18 protein-coding genes are annotated in these 21,043 nt (G+C 69.1%); 3 read left to right on the plus strand and 15 right to left on the minus strand.

Annotation, left to right across the window (positions count from 1 at the left end):
* Positions 1 to 17 precede the first annotated feature (17 nt).
* From atpB to AB0J62_RS30325, 5 genes are all read right to left on the minus strand, one after another.
* Positions 18 to 800: a F0F1 ATP synthase subunit A gene (gene atpB, locus AB0J62_RS30305; RefSeq protein WP_363878158.1), complete on the minus strand. Its 783-nt coding sequence runs from the start codon at positions 798 to 800 to the stop codon at positions 18 to 20.
* A 130-nt stretch (positions 801 to 930) separates the two neighbouring features.
* On the minus strand, positions 931 to 1,146 hold the full coding sequence (locus AB0J62_RS30310) for a hypothetical protein (RefSeq protein WP_363878160.1): 216 nt from the start codon (positions 1,144 to 1,146) through the stop codon (positions 931 to 933).
* A gap of 90 nt (positions 1,147 to 1,236) precedes the next feature.
* Positions 1,237 to 1,701: a hypothetical protein gene (locus AB0J62_RS30315; RefSeq protein WP_363878162.1), complete on the minus strand. Its 465-nt coding sequence runs from the start codon at positions 1,699 to 1,701 to the stop codon at positions 1,237 to 1,239.
* A 204-nt stretch (positions 1,702 to 1,905) separates the two neighbouring features.
* Complete coding sequence (locus tag AB0J62_RS30320) at positions 1,906 to 3,024, minus strand: MraY family glycosyltransferase (protein ID WP_134111291.1); 1,119 nt, start codon at positions 3,022 to 3,024, stop codon at positions 1,906 to 1,908.
* Positions 3,024 to 3,827, minus strand: a complete 804-nt coding sequence (locus AB0J62_RS30325; protein ID WP_363878165.1) for an L-threonylcarbamoyladenylate synthase — start codon at positions 3,825 to 3,827, stop codon at positions 3,024 to 3,026. Before AB0J62_RS30325 ends, AB0J62_RS30320 begins: the two co-directional genes overlap by 1 nt.
* A gap of 109 nt (positions 3,828 to 3,936) precedes the next feature.
* Here AB0J62_RS30325 and AB0J62_RS30330 point away from each other — a divergent pair, with 109 nt between their 5' ends.
* The 3 genes from AB0J62_RS30330 to AB0J62_RS30340 all read left to right on the plus strand — a co-directional run bounded on the left by AB0J62_RS30330 (position 3,937) and on the right by AB0J62_RS30340 (position 6,851).
* A complete protein-coding gene (locus AB0J62_RS30330; protein ID WP_363878167.1) occupies positions 3,937 to 4,962 on the plus strand; it encodes an adenosine deaminase in 1,026 nt (341 codons plus the stop codon).
* A 243-nt stretch (positions 4,963 to 5,205) separates the two neighbouring features.
* Positions 5,206 to 5,973 carry a hypothetical protein gene (locus AB0J62_RS30335; RefSeq protein WP_363878169.1) on the plus strand — a complete coding sequence of 256 codons (768 nt, stop codon included), beginning with the start codon at positions 5,206 to 5,208 and terminating at the stop codon, positions 5,971 to 5,973.
* Complete coding sequence (locus tag AB0J62_RS30340) at positions 5,970 to 6,851, plus strand: endonuclease/exonuclease/phosphatase family protein (protein WP_363878171.1); 882 nt, start codon at positions 5,970 to 5,972, stop codon at positions 6,849 to 6,851. Before AB0J62_RS30335 ends, AB0J62_RS30340 begins: the two co-directional genes overlap by 4 nt.
* A 24-nt stretch (positions 6,852 to 6,875) precedes the next feature.
* Here the strand turns inward: AB0J62_RS30340 and prmC are convergent, their stop codons facing one another.
* The 10 genes from prmC to argS form a co-directional block, all read right to left on the minus strand.
* Complete coding sequence (prmC, locus tag AB0J62_RS30345) at positions 6,876 to 7,688, minus strand: peptide chain release factor N(5)-glutamine methyltransferase (protein ID WP_363878173.1); 813 nt, start codon at positions 7,686 to 7,688, stop codon at positions 6,876 to 6,878.
* 218 nt (positions 7,689 to 7,906) lie between these two features.
* A complete protein-coding gene (gene prfA / locus AB0J62_RS30350) occupies positions 7,907 to 8,983 on the minus strand; it encodes a peptide chain release factor 1 (RefSeq protein ID WP_363878175.1) in 1,077 nt (358 codons plus the stop codon).
* A gap of 161 nt (positions 8,984 to 9,144) precedes the next feature.
* Positions 9,145 to 9,351 (minus strand): 50S ribosomal protein L31, encoded by a 207-nt coding sequence (gene rpmE / locus AB0J62_RS30355; RefSeq protein ID WP_134111279.1) that lies wholly within the window; start codon positions 9,349 to 9,351, stop codon positions 9,145 to 9,147.
* A 108-nt stretch (positions 9,352 to 9,459) separates the two neighbouring features.
* Positions 9,460 to 11,889: a bifunctional YncE family protein/alkaline phosphatase family protein gene (locus AB0J62_RS30360; protein ID WP_363878178.1), complete on the minus strand. Its 2,430-nt coding sequence runs from the start codon at positions 11,887 to 11,889 to the stop codon at positions 9,460 to 9,462.
* 163 nt (positions 11,890 to 12,052) lie between these two features.
* A complete protein-coding gene (gene rho / locus AB0J62_RS30365) occupies positions 12,053 to 14,269 on the minus strand; it encodes a transcription termination factor Rho (RefSeq protein WP_363878180.1) in 2,217 nt (738 codons plus the stop codon).
* Between the two features lie 326 nt (positions 14,270 to 14,595).
* Entirely contained in the window at positions 14,596 to 15,588 is a 993-nt protein-coding gene (gene thrB / locus AB0J62_RS30370) for a homoserine kinase (RefSeq protein WP_363878182.1), read from the minus strand.
* Positions 15,589 to 15,596: 8 nt separating this feature from the next.
* Positions 15,597 to 16,661 (minus strand): threonine synthase, encoded by a 1,065-nt coding sequence (thrC, locus tag AB0J62_RS30375; protein ID WP_363878184.1) that lies wholly within the window; start codon positions 16,659 to 16,661, stop codon positions 15,597 to 15,599.
* Between the two features lie 4 nt (positions 16,662 to 16,665).
* Entirely contained in the window at positions 16,666 to 17,973 is a 1,308-nt protein-coding gene (locus AB0J62_RS30380) for a homoserine dehydrogenase (protein WP_363878186.1), read from the minus strand.
* Complete coding sequence (gene lysA / locus AB0J62_RS30385) at positions 17,970 to 19,376, minus strand: diaminopimelate decarboxylase (RefSeq protein ID WP_363878189.1); 1,407 nt, start codon at positions 19,374 to 19,376, stop codon at positions 17,970 to 17,972. The genes AB0J62_RS30380 and lysA overlap by 4 nt, the downstream gene beginning before the upstream one ends.
* Positions 19,373 to 21,031, minus strand: a complete 1,659-nt coding sequence (gene argS / locus AB0J62_RS30390; RefSeq protein ID WP_363878191.1) for an arginine--tRNA ligase — start codon at positions 21,029 to 21,031, stop codon at positions 19,373 to 19,375. Before argS ends, lysA begins: the two co-directional genes overlap by 4 nt.
* Between the last annotated feature and the right edge of the window lie 12 nt (positions 21,032 to 21,043).

The raw sequence follows: 21,043 nt of genomic DNA on the forward strand, positions 1-21,043 counted from the left end.
TGTGGAGGTACTGCGGATCAGTGGTCGTCGGCGATGGCGCTGCCGATGTACTGCGCGGTCAGCACCACGAAGATGTAGGCCTGGATGGCCTGGACGAACAGCTCCAGCCCGGCGATGGCGAGACCGAAGATGAACGTGATGACGCCGACGCCGCCGAGCAGGATGTTCCCGGACTCGAACACCATGTAGTGGCCGCCGAGCACGAACACCAGCAGCAGGATGTGACCGGCGAACATGTTCGCGAACAACCGCAGGCTCAGCGAGATCGGCCGGACCACGATGTTCGAGATGAACTCGATCGGGATCATCAGCGGCATCAGCCAGACCGGGACACCGGCCGGCATCGTCTGGTGCTTGAAGTAACCCCAGAGGCCGTGCTTCCTGATGCCGACCGCGTTGTAGATGATCCAGCTCATGATCGCGGCGACGTACGCCCAGCCGATGTGGCTGAAGGTCGGGAACTGGACCAGCGGGATCGTCCCGGCGACGTTGTTCAGCAGGATGAAGTAGAACAGGCCGCACAGGTACGGCACGTACTTCATGTACTCCTGGCTGCCGATCGCGTCCCGGGCGATCGAGTTGCGGACGAAGTTGTAGCCCAACTCCCCCGCGAACTGCAGTCTGCTCGGGACGATGGCGGCCTTGCGGGACGCAGCCCAGTAGAACCAGGCGATCACGACGACGGACAGCGCGGCCACCAGCACAGGCTTGGTGAACCAGTCCACGCCGTCGATGATGGGCGGGGTCTCGAAGTTCTGGGGACCGGGCGGGATGAACTCGGTCGGAACGCCGGCAATCACCGGGTCTCCTCTCGCGTCGTGCTCAAGTCGGACGCCTTGTACGTAAGGGCAGGGCGGCTCAGGGCATGGCGGTCAACAACGTCAGACCCGGTGCGGATCGCGCCAGTCCCCGAGGGGATCAGGCCGGATCTTAAGGTCGCGATCCGTACCGGAAGTGCAGCAGCAGGATGGTGAGCCCGGCACCGAGGACGATGCCCACCGGAAGCAAGAATTCGGTGCCGAAGAGGCGATCCAGCCCGAAGCCGATGCCCCCGTAGAGCAGGACACCGCCGATCAAGTAGGACAGGACCCGCCAGCCGTCGCCCGAATTCGGGGGTGATGGCTTCGGATCCTGATGCTCGCTCATTGGCACCCGAAACGTACCAGTTGGCGACAGATGCGGTCACATCGGGGCCCGCGATCTCCACCACACCAAGGGAATCGTTACCGAACGTGCTCATGCGGTCACCTCTTTGTCGAGGTCGTAGATCGGCACCCGCAGCCGGGACCAGGCCCAGATCTCGCCTGCCATCCAGCCCATCACGACGACCAGGGCGACCAGGCCGAGCACGGTCAGATTCACGTGCCTGGCCAGGCTGTCCGAGCTCAGCGCGACCGCGAGCAGACCGCCGAAGATCGCGATCCGGCCGGTGTACGACGCCATCGCGACGGCCAGCTGCATGGTCGGAGAAGTCTTGCGGGACAGGTGCAGCGCGATCAGGCCGGCGCCGGAGAAGACGATCACCATCAGCAGGCCGAGCAGTGCGCCCCAGAGACCGGCGGCACCGGCCGCGACCGTGGACACCGCGGTCGCATTGACTCCGACGACCAGTGCGGCGATCAGAGCGCCACGCAGCATTGCCAGCGCCGGGTGCTTTGTCGCTTGTCCGGCGGGTTTGGGGCTGTGGTCCGTAGGAGCCATCTGGTGGTTCCGTCCTGCTGGCGAAACTGGCTCGCGGCCAATTCGTCGGGTGGGCGGGGTCAGGGGTGTCGCTGTTCTTTGCTGGTGCTTGTGAAAACTAGCACAAAGTCTGCACCGTCAGCAAAACGAGCGTCCTTCCCGCTGTACAGCCACACCTTATCGGTATGCCAGGAAGGCGAGTGGTCTGGTCCCAGCCCGTGGGGATCAAACTTTGGCGAGCGGTTTCCGCGAACGCCTCGGGAGACCGGTCGTGAGCAGGACCGCGGTGACCGCGACGGCCAGCACGATCAGGGCGGTCCACCAGTACAGGACGAGGCCGAGCACCACGACGCCGTACGCGATCAGCGCGGTCCACAGGTACATCAGCAGGACGGCGCGGCGGTGCGAGTGGCCGCGTTGCATCAGGCGGTGGTGGAGGTGCTGCTTGTCGGCCGCGAACGGCGAGCGGCCGGCCTTGGTACGGCGGATGTAGGCGAGCGTCAGGTCCAGTGCGGGGATCGCGAGGATGGCGATGGGGAGCACCAACGGAAGCAGCGCGGGCAGCAGGCTCGAGCCGCCGACCTCGTACGGGACGGCGTTCGGGTCCATCTGGCCGGTCAGGCTGATCGTCGACGCCGCCAGCATCAGGCCGATCAGCAGGGCGCCGGAGTCGCCCATGAAGACCCTTGCGGGGAAGAAGTTGTGCGGCAGGAAACCGAGGCAGGCGCCGGCCAGCGCGACCGTGATCAGGGTCGAGGTGGTCGCGCGGTCGAGGTTCTCGTGGAAGTTCAGCAGGTACGAGTACGCGAAGAACGCGGTCGCGCCGATCGCGGTCACCCCCGCCGCGAGCCCGTCCAGGCCGTCGACGAAGTTCACCGCGTTGCAGGAGACCAGCAGGATGCCGGCGGTCAGCACGGCCAGCTGCGCGGGCGATGGTGAGATCACACCGCCGGGCAGCGGCAGCCAGTACAACTGGATGCCTTGGACAACCAGTACGCCGACCGCCAGGACCTCGCCGGCCAGCTTGGTGATCGCGTCCAGCTCGTACAGGTCGTCGACCACGCCGACCGCGCAGATCACCACGCCGCCGACCAGGATGGCGCGGGCGTCGTGTGCGACCTGCAGGCTGTTGCCGAGGAACGGCAGGTTCGACGCGACGATGTACGCCGCGATCAGGCCGCCGAGGATCGACAGGCCGCCGAAGTACGGGATCGGTACCTTGTGCACGTCCCGGGCCCGGACCTTGGCGACCGCGCCGTACCGCAGCGCGATCTGCCGGGCGACGCCGGTCAGCAAGAAGGTCGTGGCCATCGCCACGAACAGGACCAGCAGGTACTCGCGCACTAGTCGGCAGGCCTCGCATCTGGATCGGGCTTCTCGTCGCCCTCGTTGGACGCCGCGACCGGCTCGTCAGTTGGCTTCGCCGCGTCCGTCTTCGCTTCGTCCGTCGTCGGCTCGTCAGTCTTCGGCTCGTCCGTCGTCGGTTCGTCCGGCTTGGCTTCGTCGTCCTGGGTGCTGACCTCGGGGACGACGGCGCGCAGCTGCTCGATCGAGAGAGCGCCGACGCGGACCACCCGGGGCGTCTCGCCGGTGATGTCGACGATCGTGGACGGTTCGCCGCCGCTGACCTGGCCGCCATCGAGGTACACCGCGACCGATTCGGCCAGTTGCTCCTCGGCGTCGTACACGTCCATCGCCGCCGGCTGACCGGACTTGTTCGCCGAGCTGACCGCGAGCGGCCCGGTCCGGGACAGCAGTTCGCGGGTGTTCTCGTGGTCGGGCACCCGGAGCGCGACCGTGCCCTTGGTCTCCCCCAGGTCCCACATCAGCGAGGTCTGCGCGTGGCAGATCAGCGTCAGCGGCCCGGGCCAGAACTCCTGCGCGAGCTTGCGCCCGTTCTCCGGTACGTCGGTGGCGAGCGCGTCCAGCGACTCGGCCACCGAGATCAGCACCGGCGGCGGCATGTCCCGGCCGCGGCCCTTGGCGTCCAGCAGCCGCTGGACGGCGTCGGCCTTGAAGGCGTCCGCGGCGATGCCGTACACGGTGTCGGTCGGCAGGACGACCAGGTCGCCGGCCTCGATGGCGTCCACCGCCGCGCGGTACGCCGGTGCCAGTTCGTCCCCGGTGAAGTCGAAGCGCTCACTCACGGGGTGAATGGTGCCACTCGGGCGGGCCCGGACTCCAACCGGGGCGTTGCTGACAAACGATTGTCAGCTTTACCCCCGAACGCTCCCGGCCCTCCTTAAGATCCCGGTCATGACTGTGTCGCGTGAGTTCCTCGCCGGATTGCCGAAGGCCGAGTTGCATGTCCACCACGTCGGATCCGCGTCGCCGCGGATTGTCGCCGAGCTCGCCGCGCGGCACCCGGGATCGCCGGTGCCGGCCGACCCGGGCGCGCTCACGGAGTACTTCAAGTTCAGCGACTTCGCGCACTTCATCGACATCTACCTGTCCGTCGTCGAGCTGATCAAGACGCCGGAGGACGTGCGGCTGCTGACGTACGAGATCGCCCGCGAGATGGCCGAGCAGCAGAACCTGCGCTACGCCGAGCTGACGGTCACGCCGTACACCTCGGTGGTGCGCGGGATCCAGGCGGAGGCGTTCTGCGAGGCGATTGAGGACGCACGGGTCGCGGCCGAGAAGGAGTTCGGTCTCGTGCTGCGATGGATCTTCGACATCTCCGGTGAGGCAGGGATCCCGGCCGCCGACGAGACCTTGCGGATCGCGACCAAGATCCGGCCGGAGGGACTGGTCGGGTTCGGGCTGGGCGGCCCGGAGATCGGCGTGCCGCGGCCGCAGTTCCAGCCGCACTTCGACGCGGCGATCGCGGCGGGGCTGCACAGCGTGCCGCATGCGGGCGAGACGACCGGGCCGGAGACGATCTGGGACGCGGTCCGGGTGCTGAAGGCCGAGCGGATCGGCCACGGTACGTCGACGATGCAGGACCCGCAGCTGGTCGAGTACCTGCGTGAGCACCGGATCCCGCTCGAGGTCAGTCCGACGTCGAACATCGCCACCCGCGCGGTCGCGTCGTACGACGTCCACCCGCTGCGCGCGATGGTCGATGCCGGCTTGGTGGTCACGATCAACTCCGACGACCCGCCGATGTTCGGCACCGACCTCACCAACGAGTACGTCGTCGCGTCGCGGCTGCTCGATCTGGACGCGACCGGCGCCGCCGAGCTGGCGAAGACCGCTGTCCGGGTGTCGTTCGCCGACGACGCGGTGAAGGACTCCCTGCTGACCGAGATCGACGCCTACGTCGAGCAGAACAAGGAGTAGCTACTTCGCTCCAGCCCGCGTCGGAGCGCGGGCTGGATCGGGTCAGGTCCGGCGGCTGGCGTGTGATTGGCTGGTCCGGTGCGGAGAGTCTGTGGGGCGGTGGCCGTCGGCCTGTTGTGCCTTGCGGCCTGCAGCGATACGCCGTCACCCGCTCCGGCCGGCTCACCGTCGCCGACACCTGTGCGCGCTACGCCGACTCCCCCGCCCCCGCCGGCGAATGGTGATCTGCCGCGGGGCGGGCGGGTGATCTTCCCGAAGTACCAACTGGTCGGGTACGTCGGTCTGCCGGGATCGCCTGCGCTCGGGCCGCTGGACAAGGACCTCGACGCGAAGGCGGCCAAGCTCGAGAAGCTGGCACAGGCGTACGCGGGCGGTCGGACTCCGCAGCCGGTGATGGAGCTGATCGCCGTCGTCGCACGCGGGTCGCGCGGCAAGGACGGCCTGTATCGCGGGCGGCTGGACGACGCGGCGATCGAGAGGTACCTGACCGTCGCGCGCAAGCACAAGATGCTGTTGCTGCTCGACATCCAGCCGGGGCGGGCGAAGATCCTGCCCGAGGTGAAGCGGCTCGAGCGATGGCTGAAGGAGCCGGACGTCGGGCTGGCGTTCGATCCGGAATGGGCGGTCGGTCCAGGGCAGGTGCCGGGACGGGTCTTCGGGCATACGACGGGCGCGGAGCTCGACAGCATCGCGGCGTACCTCTCGGGGCTGGTGACGGCGAACGACCTGCCGGAGAAGGTGTTCGTGTTCCATCAGCTGTCGGCGCGGATCGTCAGCAACGAGAAGGCGCTGAAGCCGCATCCGGGCGTGGTGACGATCAAGTCGGTCGACGGGATCGGCGCGCGCGAGGACAAGCTCAAGACGTGGGCAAAGCTGACGACGGGTCTGTCGCCGGCCGTGCATGCCGGGTTCAAACTCTTCTACACCGAGGACACGCGGCACGGTCCGTTGATGACGCCGCCGCAGGTGCTCGCGCTCAAGCCGCGGCCCGAGCTGGTGATCTACGAGTGATCTCGATCGCTTTCGCGAACGTCGCCGGCGGTCGCTTCGTCGACTCCACCGGCAACTACGTGGACGAGGACCGGACGGCGGACTTCGGCCGCGCGCTCGCGAGGTTGCGGCCGGATGTGCTGATCGTGACCGAGCTCGACCCTTCCGGCGATCAGCTCGAACGGCTCACCGCGGCCGCGATGCCCGATGCGCGGTTGGTACGGCACGCGTTCTCGGACTCGCATATCCCGGGTGTACGCCGGTTGGGCGTCGGCATCGCGTCATCATACCCGCTGGTCGAACTGGACCGGATCGACCTGCCGAACCCCTCGATCGACTTCCTGCATTGGCGAACGGGCGAACCGCTTGTTGCCCATGGCAAGGGATTCTTGGTGGTGCGCGGCGACTTCGGGGCGCTCGGCGAGGTCGACATCGTGGGCGGACAGGTGTGTCCGATCCACATGTTCCGGAGCGCCGAGGGGGTCGAGTACACGTATCGCGAGGGGCCGGGGCGGGAGGCCGGCGAGCAGCTGGCGGAGTACTTGCGGGAGGCGTTCGCGGCGCGCGGTGTGCGGCGCGCGATCGTCGCCGGCGATCTCAACATGCCGAATCCTGAGGATTTCTTCGGCAAATCCCTAGGCCTGGTAGATGCCTTCGGCAACCAACCGCCCGCCACCACCCCGGACGGCCGCTCGATCGACCGCCTCTTCACCACCCCCGACCTCGTCGCCCGCGAGGTCGAGGTACTCCGGTTGCCCGGCGCGGATCACTTCCCGGTCGTCTGCCGCGTCGACCGCCGGCGTCCCGAAGTACCTGCATCCGACCGCGTCCGCTCACAGGATCTAGCCCGACCGCCGGCCCGCCCAACCTCCCGCCCCCGCGGCATCTCGCGCGGCTGATTCAGCGGTTGGCCTGCCGGAAGGTCAGATCCGGCGGCCGGTGGTGAAGCGGTGGCGGCCGGAGAGGTCCAGTTGGTCGCGGACCTCGGTGAAAGAGCCGGTGGCGGTGAAGATGGCGGGGGCTGACTCGCCCTGGACGTCGGCGTGTTCGCAGGCGAACCAGCCGCCGGGTTTGAGCAGGCGGGCCGCGGTGGCGGCGACCACCTTGATCTCGTCGAGGCCGTCCTCACCGGACCACAGGGCGAGCGCCGGGTCGTGGTCGCGTACCTCGGCGGTCACGGACTCCCAGGCAGTCAACGGGATGTACGGCGGGTTGGAGATCACCGCATCCACCTGACCGTCGAGCTCCGGCAGGCAACCGTCGATGTCGCCCTCGTGCAGGATCGCGCCGGTGCCGTCGAGGTTCCGCCGGGCCCAGACGCATGCCTCGGGTGACAGCTCGACGGCGTGTACGACGCTGTCCGGGCGCTCGGTCGCCACCGCGCCGGCGATCGCGCCCGACCCGGAGCAGAGGTCGACCACCAGCGGGTTCTTCACGCCGGCGATCCGCTCGAGAATCCAGCCGACCATCACCTCGGTCTCCGGCCGCGGCACGAACACCCCGGGCCCGACAACCAGCTCCCGATACCGAAACCCCGCCGTACCAGTCAGATGCTGCAACGGCTCCCGAGCCGCCCGCCGGTCGATCAACTCGCCATAAATCCGCCGCTGCTCCTCACTCGGCTCAGCCAGCCGCATCCGACTCGACCCAGTAACAAACGCAAGCAACTCCGCCGCGTCATACTCAGCCGAACCAACCCCCGCAGCAGCCAACCGCCCAGCCGCCCCAGCAACCAACCCCCGAACTCCCCCGGCATCCCGACCCCCGGCCCGCGCCGAGGCCTCTCCGCCAGCCTCCGGCCGGACTATGCCCTCGCGCGCACCCCCAGCCCGACCCAAGGCCTCTCCGCCAGCCTCCGGCCGGACCAAGCCCTCGCTCCCACCCTCAGACCGCGGCGGGCTCTCATCTACTCCCCCGCCCCCGAGCGGAGCGAGGGGGCGGGTTTCTTTTTCGTTCACTGGGATTCGACGGCCTCGAGGCGGGCGTTGAGGTCGGCTTCGGTCAGAGCTGTGATGACTGGCTCGAGCTCGCCGCCGAGGACCTGGTCGAGGTTGTGTGCCTTGTAGCCGACCCGGTGGTCGGAGAAGCGGTTCTCGGGGAAGTTGTAGGTGCGGACGCGCTCCGACCGGTCGACGGTGCGGATCTGCGAGCGGCGGGCGTCGGAGGCCTCCTGGTCGGCGGCCTCCTGTGCAGCGGCCAGCAACCGCGCACGCAGTACGCGCATCGCCTGCTCGCGGTTCTGCAGCTGGGACTTCTCGTTCTGCATCGACACGACGATGCCCGTCGGCAGGTGCGTGATGCGTACGGCGGAGTCCGTCGTGTTGACGCTCTGCCCACCCGGGCCCGACGACCGGAAGACATCGATCCGCAGGTCGTTCGGGTCGATCTCGACGTCGACGTCCTCGGCCTCCGGCAGCACCAGCACCCCGGCCGCCGACGTGTGGATCCGCCCCTGCGACTCGGTCACCGGCACCCGCTGCACCCGGTGCACGCCACCCTCGAACTTCAGCTTCGCGTACGGCGCATCGCCCGGCTCCGGCGTACCTTTCGCCTTCACCGCGACCGTGATCGACTTGTACCCGCCCAGGTCGGACTCGGCCGAGTCGAGCACCTCGGTCTTCCAGTTCTGCGACTCGGCGTACTTCAGGTACATCTTCAACAGGTCGCCGGCGAACAGCGCCGACTCGTCGCCGCCCTCGCCCGCCTTGATCTCGAGGATCGCGTCCTTGTCGTCGTTGGGGTCCCGCGGCACGAGCAGCGTCTGCAGGCGCTCGGCCAGCTCCTCGCGGCGTGCGGTCAGCCGCGTCGCCTCCTCGGCGAACGCCGGGTCCTCCGAGGCGAGCTCCCGCGCGGCCTCGATGTCATCGCCCGTCTGCTGCCACTCGTCGTACGTGCGAACCACCGGCGCCAGCGCGGCGTACCGCTTGCCGACCCGGCGGGCGTTGGCCTGGTCGGAGTGCAGCTCCGGCTCAGCCATCTGCCGCTCCAGCTCGGCGTACTCCGCCTTCAGCGTCTCAACTGCTTCGAACATGCCGCACTCCTCCCTTCAGATACGAACCAACGCTAGCCCCGCACACGCGGGTGCGGATGGCGAAGCCCCCGCTCGCAGCAAGCGGAGCGCAGCCGCACAACACGCGAAAGCGAGGTGGCCTGCGCTTTTCCGCAGGCACACCTCGCCCAGAGCTTTCGCCGCTACTTCTTGGCGTACCGCTTCTCGAAGCGGGCGACCCGGCCACCGGTGTCGAGAATCTTCTGCTTGCCGGTGTAGAAGGGGTGGCACTGCGAGCACACATCGGCGTGGATCACGCCGTTCTCCGCGGTCGAGCGCGTGGTGAACGTGGCGCCACAGGTGCAGGTCACCGTGGTCTCGACGTACGTCGGGTGGATATCAGCCTTCACAACAGGTCTCCTAGGAATCAGGTGTCCCGGGTCGTCCACACGGTGTGAACGTGAACCGGAACCGACCATCTAGTGTGCCACGACCCGCCGATCCGGCGGAAATCCGGGTCAGCGCCCACCGTCCTCGGCCGCCTCGGTCCCGCTCGCCGGGACGCCCCGCGGCGCCGGCATCGGGCTGTCCGCGCCCTTGACGCTCTTCCAGATCGCCTCGTTCAGCTGCTGCTCGGGCGCCAGGTCGGCGCCGCTGAAGTTCATCTTCGACGACTCCGCCGCCAGCGGTGCGGCCGCGGTGTTCTTCTCGTCGAGCGACTGCGCCGGCGTCCGGGCGTCGTACGGCGTGAAGTCCGGCTTGGCGGTGAAGCTCGCCGTCATCGGGGTCGCCGCGGCGTCGAACTGGGTCAGCGGCCCGATCCCGGCGATCAGCTCCATCGTCCGCATCATCGCCACCGTGCTGTACATGGTCGAGTCGACCTCGCCGGTCTGCGTGTACGGGCTGATCACCAGCGCGACGGTCCGGTGCGCGTCGACGTGGTCGGGCCCGTTCTGCGCGTCGTCCTCGGTGACGAAGATCGCGGTGTCCTTCCACTCCTTGCTGTGCGACACCGCCTCGACGATCCGCCCGAGCGCCAGGTCGTTGTCGGCCACCGCGGCCTTCGGCGTCGGCTTGCCGACCGACGTACCGAACGTGTGGTCGTTGGCCAGCCGGATGAACTGCATGGTCGGCACGGTCCCTGCCGCCGAGGCCGCCTGGTACTGCTGGATCCACTCGTCGGCCCGGGTGATGTCCTTGATGTCACCGTTCTGCGCCGCGTAGTTCGGGTCGGTGTGGGCGGCCAGCCGCGGCTCGGTCGCGAACACCTTGGCCGGCAGCGGACCGCCGGCCCACATGCCGGAGTTGCGGTACGAGATGCCCGCGTCGTCGAGCCGGTCCCAGATCCGCGAGTCGCCGGTCAGCTTGCCCGGATCCGTTGCCTGGTTGGTGTACACGTCGTCGCTGCGTCCGCGGCTGCTGTACGCGACCGGCCAGAGGTGCTCGTTGTACGCGTTGGACTCCGACCCGGTGGCCCACTCCCAGCCGTCGGACGAGACCGCGCCGTCGGCGTAGAAGTTGTCCAGCGTGACGAACTGCCGGGCCAGCTGCCGGTGGTTCGGCGCGGACTCGTCGCCGAACAGGTTCAGCGCCGGATCGCTGTCGCCCTTGCCGAGCGAGCCGAACACCTGGTCGTAGGTCCGGTTCTCCTTCACCACGTAGATCACGTGCTTGATAGGGCTCGGGTCGCCCGGCCGCGCCGGTACGACGTTCGCCGGGCCGTTCGGGTGCATCGCCGTGTCGAACCCGTCGTTCTGCCGGACCTGCTTGGTGTAGCGCGCCAGCTCGGCCGCGCGAGGTACGGCGATGTCGGACAGCGTGCCCATGATCATCGAGCCGACGTACTGCGAATAGTCGACGACCGGGTTCGTCGGTTGCGGACCGCCCGGGTTCGGGCCGGCGCCGAGTCCCTTCGCGTTCGTGACCAGCAGCCGGTGCTTGTCCTTGGTGACGGTGACCGTGGTCGGGTACCAGCCGGTCGGGATCAGCCCGGTGACGTGGTTGTTCGCGAGGTTCACGACCGCGACGTCGTTGTTGCCGGCGTTCGCGACGTACAACGTCTTCCCGTCGATCGCCAGACCCTGCGGGCTCGAGCCGACCGGAGCGTGCCGGTACGGCGCCAGGTCGATCGTCCGCGTGATCGCGTCCGTGGCCGGGTTGACGCCGATGACCTTGTCGGCGTCGGTGACCGCGATCAGCATTTCACCGGTGGCCGGGTTGCGGACGATCGCGGTCGGGTGGCTGCCGACGGTCAGCGTCGCGCGGACCTTCAGCGTCGCGGTGTCGACGGCCGAGACCGTGTTCGTCCCCCAGTTCGACACGTACGCCGTCGCGCCGTCGCCGGTCAGGCCGACCGTGAACGGGTTCGCGCCGGTCGCGACCGTACCGAACACCTTGCCCGTCGCGGTGTCGACCGCTGCCAGACCACCGCTGCCGTTGTCGGCCACGTAGAGCTTGGAGCCGTCCGCGCTGGTCGTGAGGCCGGCCGGGAACGAGCCCTTGGGCATCGTGATCGGGCTGGTCTCGGTCAGCAGGCCGTCGGCCAGCGTGTAGACCCGGATCTTGTCGTTGCCACCCGCGGCGGCGTACAGCTTCGTGCCGTCCGGGCTCCAGGCGAGGCCGATGAACAGCGCCTCCGGACTCGTGTACGGCAGGGTCTGGAGCACCTTGCCGGTCGCGGCCTCGACCAGCGAGAGGCTCTGCGTCCGGGTGCCGTCGTTGCTGACCGCGAGGTACTTGCCGTCGGGGCTGAGCACCGCACCGAACGGCTTCTCACCGAGCTTGGTCTGGTCGCCGGCCGGAGTGACCCGCCAGCCGTACGTCGTGACCGCCGAACCGTCCGGCGCCGGGCCTGCGTGCCGCTCGGGCAGCACCTTCGCCGCCGCGACGCCGGTGGCCGCGACCAGCGCGATTCCGACCACCGCCGTGAATCGCCAGTGTGTGCGCATTCCAACTCCCGCCGAAGTCTGTGACTACTTGACGGGTTGGAGCATTCCTCCGGGGAGAAACCTTCGATGAGGTCGAGATGAACCCCGGGAACAGCTTTTCTCAGCTTCTCTCAGCTGGCTGAGAACATCCTCAGCCAGCCGAGAGTCGCCGCGAGCAGTCGGGTCAGTCGCCGTTGGTGGTGCTGTGGCCGGCGCCGGTCGACGGCGTGGTCTTGTTGACCTGGAGCAGGAACTCGATGTTCGACTTGCTCTCCTTGAGCTTGCCGATCAGCAGTTCCAGCGCCGCCTGACCGTCGAGTGCCGACAGCACCCGGCGCAGCTTCCACACGACCTGGGTCTCGTCCTTCGACATCAGCAGCTCCTCGCGGCGGGTGCCGGAGGCGACGACGTCGATGGCCGGGAAGATCCGCCGGTCGGCGAACTCGCGGCGCAGCCGGAGCTCCATGTTGCCGGTGCCCTTGAACTCCTCGAAGATCACCTCGTCCATCTTCGAGCCGGTCTCGATCAGCGCGGTCGCGAGGATGGTCAGCGAGCCGCCGTCCTCGATGTTGCGGGCCGCACCGAAGAACCGCTTCGGCGGGTACAGCGCGGACGAGTCCACACCGCCGGACAGGATCCGGCCGCTGGCAGGCGCCGCGATGTTGTACGCACGGCCGAGCCGGGTGATCGAGTCGAGCAGTACGACGACGTCGTGGCCGAGCTCGACCAGCCGCTTCGCCCGCTCGATCGCCAGCTCCGCGACCGTGGTGTGGTCGTCGGCCGGCCGGTCGAACGTCGAGGCGATGACCTCGCCCTTGACCGTGCGCTGCATGTCGGTGACCTCTTCGGGCCGCTCGTCCACCAGCACGACCATCAGGTGCACTTCGGGGTTGTTCGTGGTGATCGCGTTCGCAAGCGCCTGCAGCACCATCGTCTTACCGGCCTTCGGCGGCGAGACGATCAGGCCGCGCTGGCCCTTGCCGATCGGGCTGACGATGTCGACGATCCGGGTGGTCAGGATCCCCGGCTCGGTCTCCAGCCGGAGCCGCTCGGTCGCGTACAGCGGGGTGAGCTTGTTGAAGTCCTGCCGCTGCTTGGCGATCTCCGGGTCGGCGCCGTTGACGGTGTCGATCCGGACCAGCGGGTTGAACTTCTCCTTGCGCTCGCCCTCCTGCGGCTGCTTCACCGCACCGGTGATCGCGTCGCCCTTGCGCAGGCCGTAGCGCTTGACCATCGAGAGTGCGACGTACACGTCGTTCGGGCCGGGCAGGTAGCCGCTGGTCCGGACGAACGCGTAGTTGTCGAGTACGTCGAGGATGCCGGCGGCCGGGACGAGGATGTCGTCCTCGCTGATCGTCGGCTCGGCGTCGAACCGCTCGCCGCGACCACGGTTGCGGTTGCTGTCGCGGCCGCCGTCACGCCCGTCCCGGCCACCGTCGCGGTTGCCCGGCTGGCCGTCGCGGTTGCGGTCCCGGTCACGTCCGCGGCGGCGACGACGACGTCCGTCGCCTTCCTCGCCGCGGTCGTCCTGGCGGTTCCGCTGGTTGTCGCCCTGGCCATCACGCTGACCGTCACGCTGACCGTCACGCTGACCGTCACGCTGACCGTCGCGGTTCGTGTCGCGGTTCCGGTCCCGGTTGCCGTCGCGGCCGCCGTCCCGATTGCCGTCCCGGTTGACCTGGCCGTCCCGCTGACCGTCGCGCTGCGTCTCACGCTGGCTGTCGCGCTGTCCGTCCCGGTTGGTGTCCCGGTTCTGGGCGTCGCGGTTGCGGTCCCTGTTCTGGCTGCCGTCCCGGCCGTCCCGGCCGTCCCGGGCGCGGTTGCGGCTCTGGTTGTCGCCGCGGTCGTCGGCGCGCTCGTCGCCACGGGTCTCGACCCGCTCGGCGGCGCCGTTCTGAGCGGCGGTCCCGGCGTGGGCGGCGGCCGGCGCCTCGGCCGGAGCCGAGGAGGTGACGGTCGCGGCGGCCGGAGCGGTCACCTCGGGAGCGGCGCCGTTCTGCGCCGATTCGTCCTTCGGAGTGTCTTGCGGCGTCTCTTTCTGGGCCGCGGCGCGGGTCCGGCGGCTGCCACCCTCGCGCTTGGCCGGCGCCTCAGCGGTCTTTGCCGCGGGCGCTGAGGACGCTGAGTCGGCGGCCTCGTCCAGCGTCGGCTGCGTCGCCTTCGCCCGGGAGCCACCGGTCGAGCCGCCGCCGGCGGTGGAACCACCGGCCTGAGCGGCCTTGATCGCCTCGATCAGCTGGCCCTTGCGCAGTGCGCCGGTGCCCTTGATGCCGAGCGTCCCGGCGAGCTGCTTGAGCTCGGGGAGCAGCATGCCCTCGAGGCCGCCACCAGCTTTGCGGCGACGCGGCGCGGTGGTAGCCGCGGCGTCTCCTGCGCTGGAGGCTTCAACAGTTTCTGTCACGTGAGGTCCTTCCCACACGGATCGTCGAAGGCCTGCACGGCTCATCGACCAGTTTCATTCCACCCACGACCGCACAACGGGCACGCGGGGTACAAGAGGCTCTCGCTCGATCTGAGTCCCCCCGGACTTCTCCGACGCAGGCGGCGCAAGGTCACATCCACAGGAGGGTCGCCACACAACACAGGGTGCCGGGAGCACAGCCCGGATCGTGACGAGAGTTCACCGATCACCTGGAGGGGATCGGGTGAGTCGAGACTAGCACCACTACGGGTCGTCCGGTTGACTCGGTCGGTACAACGCGTGTCAGCGGCTCAGGATTCCCCGGCTCAACCGGCTTCCATGGACCAGACCTGTACGCCGACTGGATCGATCTCCAGCTCGTACTTCGTCCAGCCGTCCGGCGGCTCCGGCGTAGCGCCGAAAAGATTGCCGTGACCTGGGCCTTTACCGTCCTGGACGCCCAGTACGGCGACCGTCGGGCCGGCTCCGCTGACGATCGCGGCCAGCCCGCTGCCGCGCAGTTTGTGCACCAGCGCGAGGCTCTCGGGCATCGCCGGCTCGCGGTACTCCTGGTGCAGCCGGTCCTCGGTCGCGGTCAGCAGCAATTCCGGCCGACCGGTCATCGCCGCGACGAGCAATGCGGCCTTGCCCGCGTTCGCCGCCGCGTCGGTGTGGGAAACAACGCCCGGCAGCAGTCCGCGCGCCTCTTTGGTCAGCACGCGATTGTCAGGTACATAAGCAACCGCAGCCAATCCGTCCGCCGGTTCCAAACGAACCGCGCGGCCACGCCCCTCAGTTGGCTCTGCTGTCTCTGCGCCTTCCGTCCAAGCGATCGTGAACCCACCGAGGGCTGCAGCCGCGACGTTGTCCGGATGCCCTTCGAGCTCGTTCGCCAGTACGACGAGACGCTCGCGATCGACCGGCTCGCCAGCCAATGCGTACGCCGCCGCAAGGCCACCGACGATCGCCGCGGACGACGAACCGAGCCCGCGACCGTGCGGGATGCGGTTCTCACAGCGCAACGTGAACCCGGGCACCGCCGCACCGAGCGCCTCGAGCCCGGACCGGATCGACCGCACCACGAGATGCGACTCGTCCAGCGGTACTTCGCCTTCGCCGCAGCCGCTCACCTGGACGGTCACGCCGGACCCGCCGGGCGTCACGACCAGGTCGTCGTACAACGTCAGCGCGAGGCCGAACGCGTCGAATCCCGGGCCGAGGTTCGCGCTCGTCGCCGGAACCCGCACCCGCACCTGGTCGCACGGCCGGCGCTGCTCGGTGGCCGAGGCGCTGGACTGCTCGGCGGTCGAGGGTGGCACGGCCGCGCTCATGCCAGGCCGGCGACGCGGGCGACCGCGTCGGTGTCGGCCGCGGTCACCGGCGACTCGTCCATGCTGACGTGGTCGAGCGCCGTGTCGATGTCCTTCAGGCCATGGCCTGTGACGGTGATAGCCACGGTCGAGCCACCCGGCAGCCACCCCTGCGCCTTGGCGTGCAACAGACCGGCGACCCCAGCGGCCGAAGCCGGCTCCACGAACACACCCTCACGAGCGGCGAGCTCACGCTGCGCGTCCAGGATCATCTGGTCGGTGATCATCTCGATCCGGCCGCCCGACTCGTCGCGGGCAGCCTCGGCCAAAGTCCAGGAGGCCGGGTTGCCGACCCGGATCGCGGTGGCCGCGGTCTCGGGCTTCTCGACGATCGCGCCGCGCACGATCGGCGCCGCGCCCTCGGCCTGGAACCCCCACATCTGCGGGGTCCGGGTGGCGAGCTTGTCCTTCGCGTACTCCTGGTATCCCTTCCAGTAGGCCGCGATATTGCCCGCGTTGCCGACCGGGAGCAGGTGCAGATCAGGGGCGTCGCCGAGCGCATCGCACACCTCGAACGCCGCGGTCTTCTGCCCTTCCAGGCGGACCGGGTTGACCGAGTTCACCAGAGCGACCGGGTAGTGCTTGCCCAGTTCACGGACGATCCGCAGGCAGTCGTCGAAGCCGCCGTCGATCTGCACGAGCTTGGCGCCGTGCACGACCGCCTGCGCGAGCTTGCCCTTCGCGATCCGTCCGGCCGGGATCAGCACCAGCGGGACCATCCCGGCGCGCACGGCGTACGCCGCGGCCGAGGCCGAGGTGTTGCCGGTCGACGCGCAGACGACCGCCTTGTCGCCGGCCTGCGCGGCAAGCGAGATCGCCACGGTCATCCCGCGGTCCTTGAACGAGCCGGTCGGGTTGTTGCCCTCGACCTTCAGCCAGACCTCGCAGCCGGTCTGCTCGCTGAGCCACTGCGCGGCCACCAGCGGCGTACCGCCCTCGCCGAGCGTGACCACCGGCGTGTCCGCCGACACTGGAAGCCGGTCCCGGTACTCCTCGATCACGCCCTGCCACTGGTGAGCCATAGATCTACTCGCCTTCCACCCGCATCACACTGCTGACTTCCCGAACGATGTCCATGTCGCGCAAGGCGTCCACGGTCGCGGACAACGCGGCGTCGGTCGCGGTGTGAGTGACCACCACCAGCTCCGCGTCACTGCCCCGGCCTTCCTGGCGGACGGTCTGGATCGACACGTCGTGCTCGGCGAAGGCCTGGGCCACCGCCGCCAGCACGCCGGCCTTGTCGGCCACATCCAGCGACACGTGGTAGCGGGTCATCGCGTCGCCCATCGGCCGCACGGACCGCTGGGTGTACGACGACTCGCCGACACCCGGCACGCCCTTGAGCCGGTTGCGCGCGGCGGACACCAGATCCCCGAGGACTGCACTGGCCGTCGGGGCGCCGCCGGCACCACGACCATAGAACATCAGCCGCCCGGCTGCTTTGCTTTCCACGAAAACCGCGTTGTAGGCGTCCCGGACACTGGCCAGCGGATGCGTGAGCGGGATCATCGCCGGATACACCCGGGCGCTGACCGAATCGGTCGTCTCGTCGAGCTCGCAGATCGCCAGCGACTTGACCACGCAGCCCATCTCGCGGGCCGACGCGATGTCGGTCGCGCTCACCTCGGTGATGCCCTCGCGGTGTACGTCGGCGATCGAGACGCGGGTGTGGAACGCCAGGCTGGCCAGCAGCGCTGCCTTCGCGGCGGCGTCGAATCCCTCGATGTCCGCGGTCGGGTCGGCCTCGGCGTACCCGAGTGCCTGGGCCTCCTCGAGCGCCTCGTCGAAGCCGGCGCCGGTGGTGTCCATCTTGTCGAGGATGTAGTTCGTGGTGCCGTTGACGATGCCCATCACCCGGATCACGTCGTCACCGGCGAGCGACTCGCGCAGCGGCCGCAGGATCGGGATCGCGCCGGCGACGGCAGCCTCGAAGTACAGGTCGCGCTGGTACTTCTCCGCGGCCGCGAACAGCGTCGGGCCGTCCTCCGCGAGCAGCGCCTTGTTCGCCGTGACGACGGAGGCGCCGTGCTCGAGCGCGGTCAGGATCAGGCTGCGGGCGGGCTCGAGGCCGCCGATCACCTCGATCACCAGATCCAGGTCGCCGCGCGACACGAGCGCCTGGGCGTCGGTCGTGATCAGCGCCGGGTCGACCGCGATGTCCCGGGCGCGGCCGGGACGGCGTACGGCGATGCCCGCGATCTCCAGGCGGGCGCCGACGCGGGCCGCGAGATGGTCCGCCTGCTCGGTCAGGATCCGCACCACCTCGGTGCCGACCACTCCGCAACCGAGCAGGCCCACCTTGAGAGGTTTCTTGTCGTTGGCGGTGTCGATCATTCGGCGGTCCCCATATCAAGGCGAAGCAGGTCGTCTTCGGTCTCACGGCGTACGACGACCCGCGTTCGGCCGTCCTTCACCGCGATCACCGGCGGCCGCGGCACGTGGTTGTAGTTGCTCGCCATCGAGCGGCAGTACGCGCCGGTCCCCGGAACCGCGATCAGGTCACCGGGCTGGACGTCGGCCGGCAGGAACTCGTCCTTCACGACGATGTCCCCGGCCTCGCAGTGCTTCCCGACCACGCGGGCGAGCGTCGGCTCGGTGTCGGAGTACCGGTTGGCCAGCGTGCAGGAGTAGTCGGCGTCGTACAGCGCGGCGCGGATGTTGTCGCTCATCCCGCCGTCGACGGACACATACGTCCGCATGGCGCCGGCGTCGAGCTCGACCTCCTTGACCGTGCCGACGGAGTACACCGTGCACATCGCCGGACCGACGATCGCGCGGCCCGGCTCGATCGACACCTTGGGCACGTCGACCTCGAAGGCGCGGCACTCGTGCTCGACGATCTTGCCCATCTCGGTCGCGAGCTGCGCCGGGTCGGACGGGTCGTCCTGCGTCGTGTACGCGATCCCGAACCCGCCGCCGAGGTCGAGCTCCGGCATGTCCACCCCGAGCTCGTCGGAAACCCTTGCGTGCAAGGCGATCACGCGCTTCGCGGCCACCTCGAACCCCGACGAGTCGAAGATCTGCGAACCGATGTGCGAGTGCAGGCCGAGCAGCTCGAGCTCCGGCGCTTCGTTGACCCGGGCAACGGCTTCGAAGGCCGCGCCGGACGTGATCGAGAAGCCGAACTTCTGGTCCTCGTGCGCGGTCGCGATGTACTCGTGGGTGTGCGCCTCGACGCCCGCCGTCACCCGGATCATCACCGGCGCGACGACGTTGCGCTCCCCCGCCAGCTCGATCAGCCGGGAGATCTCGTACTGCGAGTCGACGATGATCCGCCCGACGCCGGCGTCGAGCGCGCGAGCCAGCTCGGACTCGGACTTGTTGTTGCCGTGGAACCCCAGCCGCTTCGGGTCGGCACCGGCCCGGAGCGCAACGGCGAGCTCTCCCCCGCTGCAGATGTCGAGGTTCAAGCCCTCTTCCATCACCCAGCGGACGATCGTCGTACACAGGAACGCCTTGCCGGCGTAGTAGACGTCGAAGTCCTTGAACGCGGTCTTGAAGGCACGGGCGCGGGCCCGGAAGTCGTCCTCGTCCAGGACGAAGGCCGGGCTGCCGTGCTCGGCGACCAGGTCGCGGACGTGGACGCCGCCGACGACCAGCGAGCCCTCGGCCGTCTTCTTGGCCGACATCGACCACAGCGAGGTGACCAGGTCGTTGGGGTCCCGCGGCGCGCGCAGCCAAGGCGGAGCCCGGTGGCCGATGTCGGCGTGCAGCGCGCCCGCCTCGTGCGCCCTCACATCCGCTCCGGTGCGGAGACGCCGAGCAGGTCGAGCCCGTTGGCGAACACGGTCCGGGTCGCGGAGACCAGGGTCAGGCGAGCCTTGTGCACCGGCTCCACCTCCTCGTCGCCGCGCGGCAGCACGCGGCAGCTGTCGTAGAACTTGTGGAACGCCGACGCCGTGTCCTCCAGATACCGCGCGATCCGGTGCGGTTCGCGCAGCTCGGCGGCGGTCGCGACAACGCGCGGGAACTCGGCCAGCGCGCGGAGCAGGTCGCCCTCGCGCTCGTGGCTGAGCAGGCCCGGGTCGAACTCGTCCAGCTTGATGCCGAGCTCGTCCGCGTTGCGCAGGATCGAGGCGAGCCGGGCGTGCGCGTACTGCACGTAGTACACCGGGTTCTCGCTGGCCTGGCGGGTCATCTCCTCGATGTCCAGGGTCAGCGGCGAGTCGGTCGGATAGCGGCAGAGTGTGTACCGCAGGGCGTCGACGCCGCCCTCCTCGACCAGCTCGGCGAGCGTGACGATCGTGCCGGCCCGCTTGGACAGCTTCATCTCCTCGCCGCCCTTGAGGATCTTCACCAGCTGGCCGATCAGGATCTCGATGTTGTGCTCGGGGTCGTCGCCGGCGCAGGCCGCGATCGCCTTCAGCCGGTTCACGTACCCGTGGTGGTCCGCGCCGAGCATGTAGACGCAGGTCTCGAACCCGCGCTCGCGCTTGTTCACGTAGTACGCCGCGTCGGAGGCGAAGTACGTCGGCTCGCCGTTCGAGCGGATCAGCACGCGGTCCTTGTCGTCGCTGAAATCCGTGGTTCGCATCCACAGCGCGTCGTCCGCGTCGTACAGATGGCCTTGCTCGCGGAGCTTCTGGATCGCGTGGCCGACACCGTCCTGCTCGTGCAGGCTGCGCTCGGAGAACCACACGTCGAACTTGGTCCGGAAGTGCTCGAGCTGGGACTGCTGCTCCTTGAGCTGGCGCTCGTACCCCGCCTCGCGGAAGGCGATCAGCTGCTCGTCGTCCGGCAGTTCGGTGATGCCGGGCACCTCGGCGACGATCTGCTTGGCCAGGTCGAGGATGTACTCCCCGTGGTAGCCGTCCTCCGGGATCGGCTGCCCGTGCGCGGCCGCCTGCAGGCTGGCGCCGAACTTGTCCATCTGGTTGCCGCGGTCGTTGATGTAAAACTCGCGGGTCACGCTCGCGCCCGCGGCGGACAGCACCCGGGCGAGCGCGTCACCGACGGCCGCCCAGCGGGTGTGGCCGAGGTGCAGCGGGCCGGTCGGGTTGGCCGAGATGAACTCCACGTTGATCGTGCGGCCATGGAGGCTGTCGCTCGTCCCGTACGTCGGGCCGGCGTCGAGGATCGCCTGCGCGACCTTGCCCTGGGCGTCCGCGGCGACCCGGAGGTTGATGAATCCCGGTCCGGCGATGTCCACCGCGGTGATCGCCTCGTCGTCGCGGAGCCGGGCGGCGAGCAGCTCGGCGAACTGCCGCGGATTCATCCCGGCACGCTTGCCGAGCTGCATCGCGACGTTGGTGGCGTAGTCCCCGTGCTCGGGGTTCTTGGGGCGCTCGACCTTCAGCTCGCGCGGCAGCCCGCCCTCGACGGTGATGGCGCCGTCGTCGGCGAGCGCGGCCAGGGCCTGCAGGATCTTCTCAGCGAGCTGTTCCGGAGTCACCGCCTCAGCCTA

Origin of the sequence: Kribbella sp. NPDC049584 (assembly GCF_040675555.1) — a bacterium.
GTDB lineage: Bacteria > Actinomycetota > Actinomycetes > Propionibacteriales > Kribbellaceae > Kribbella.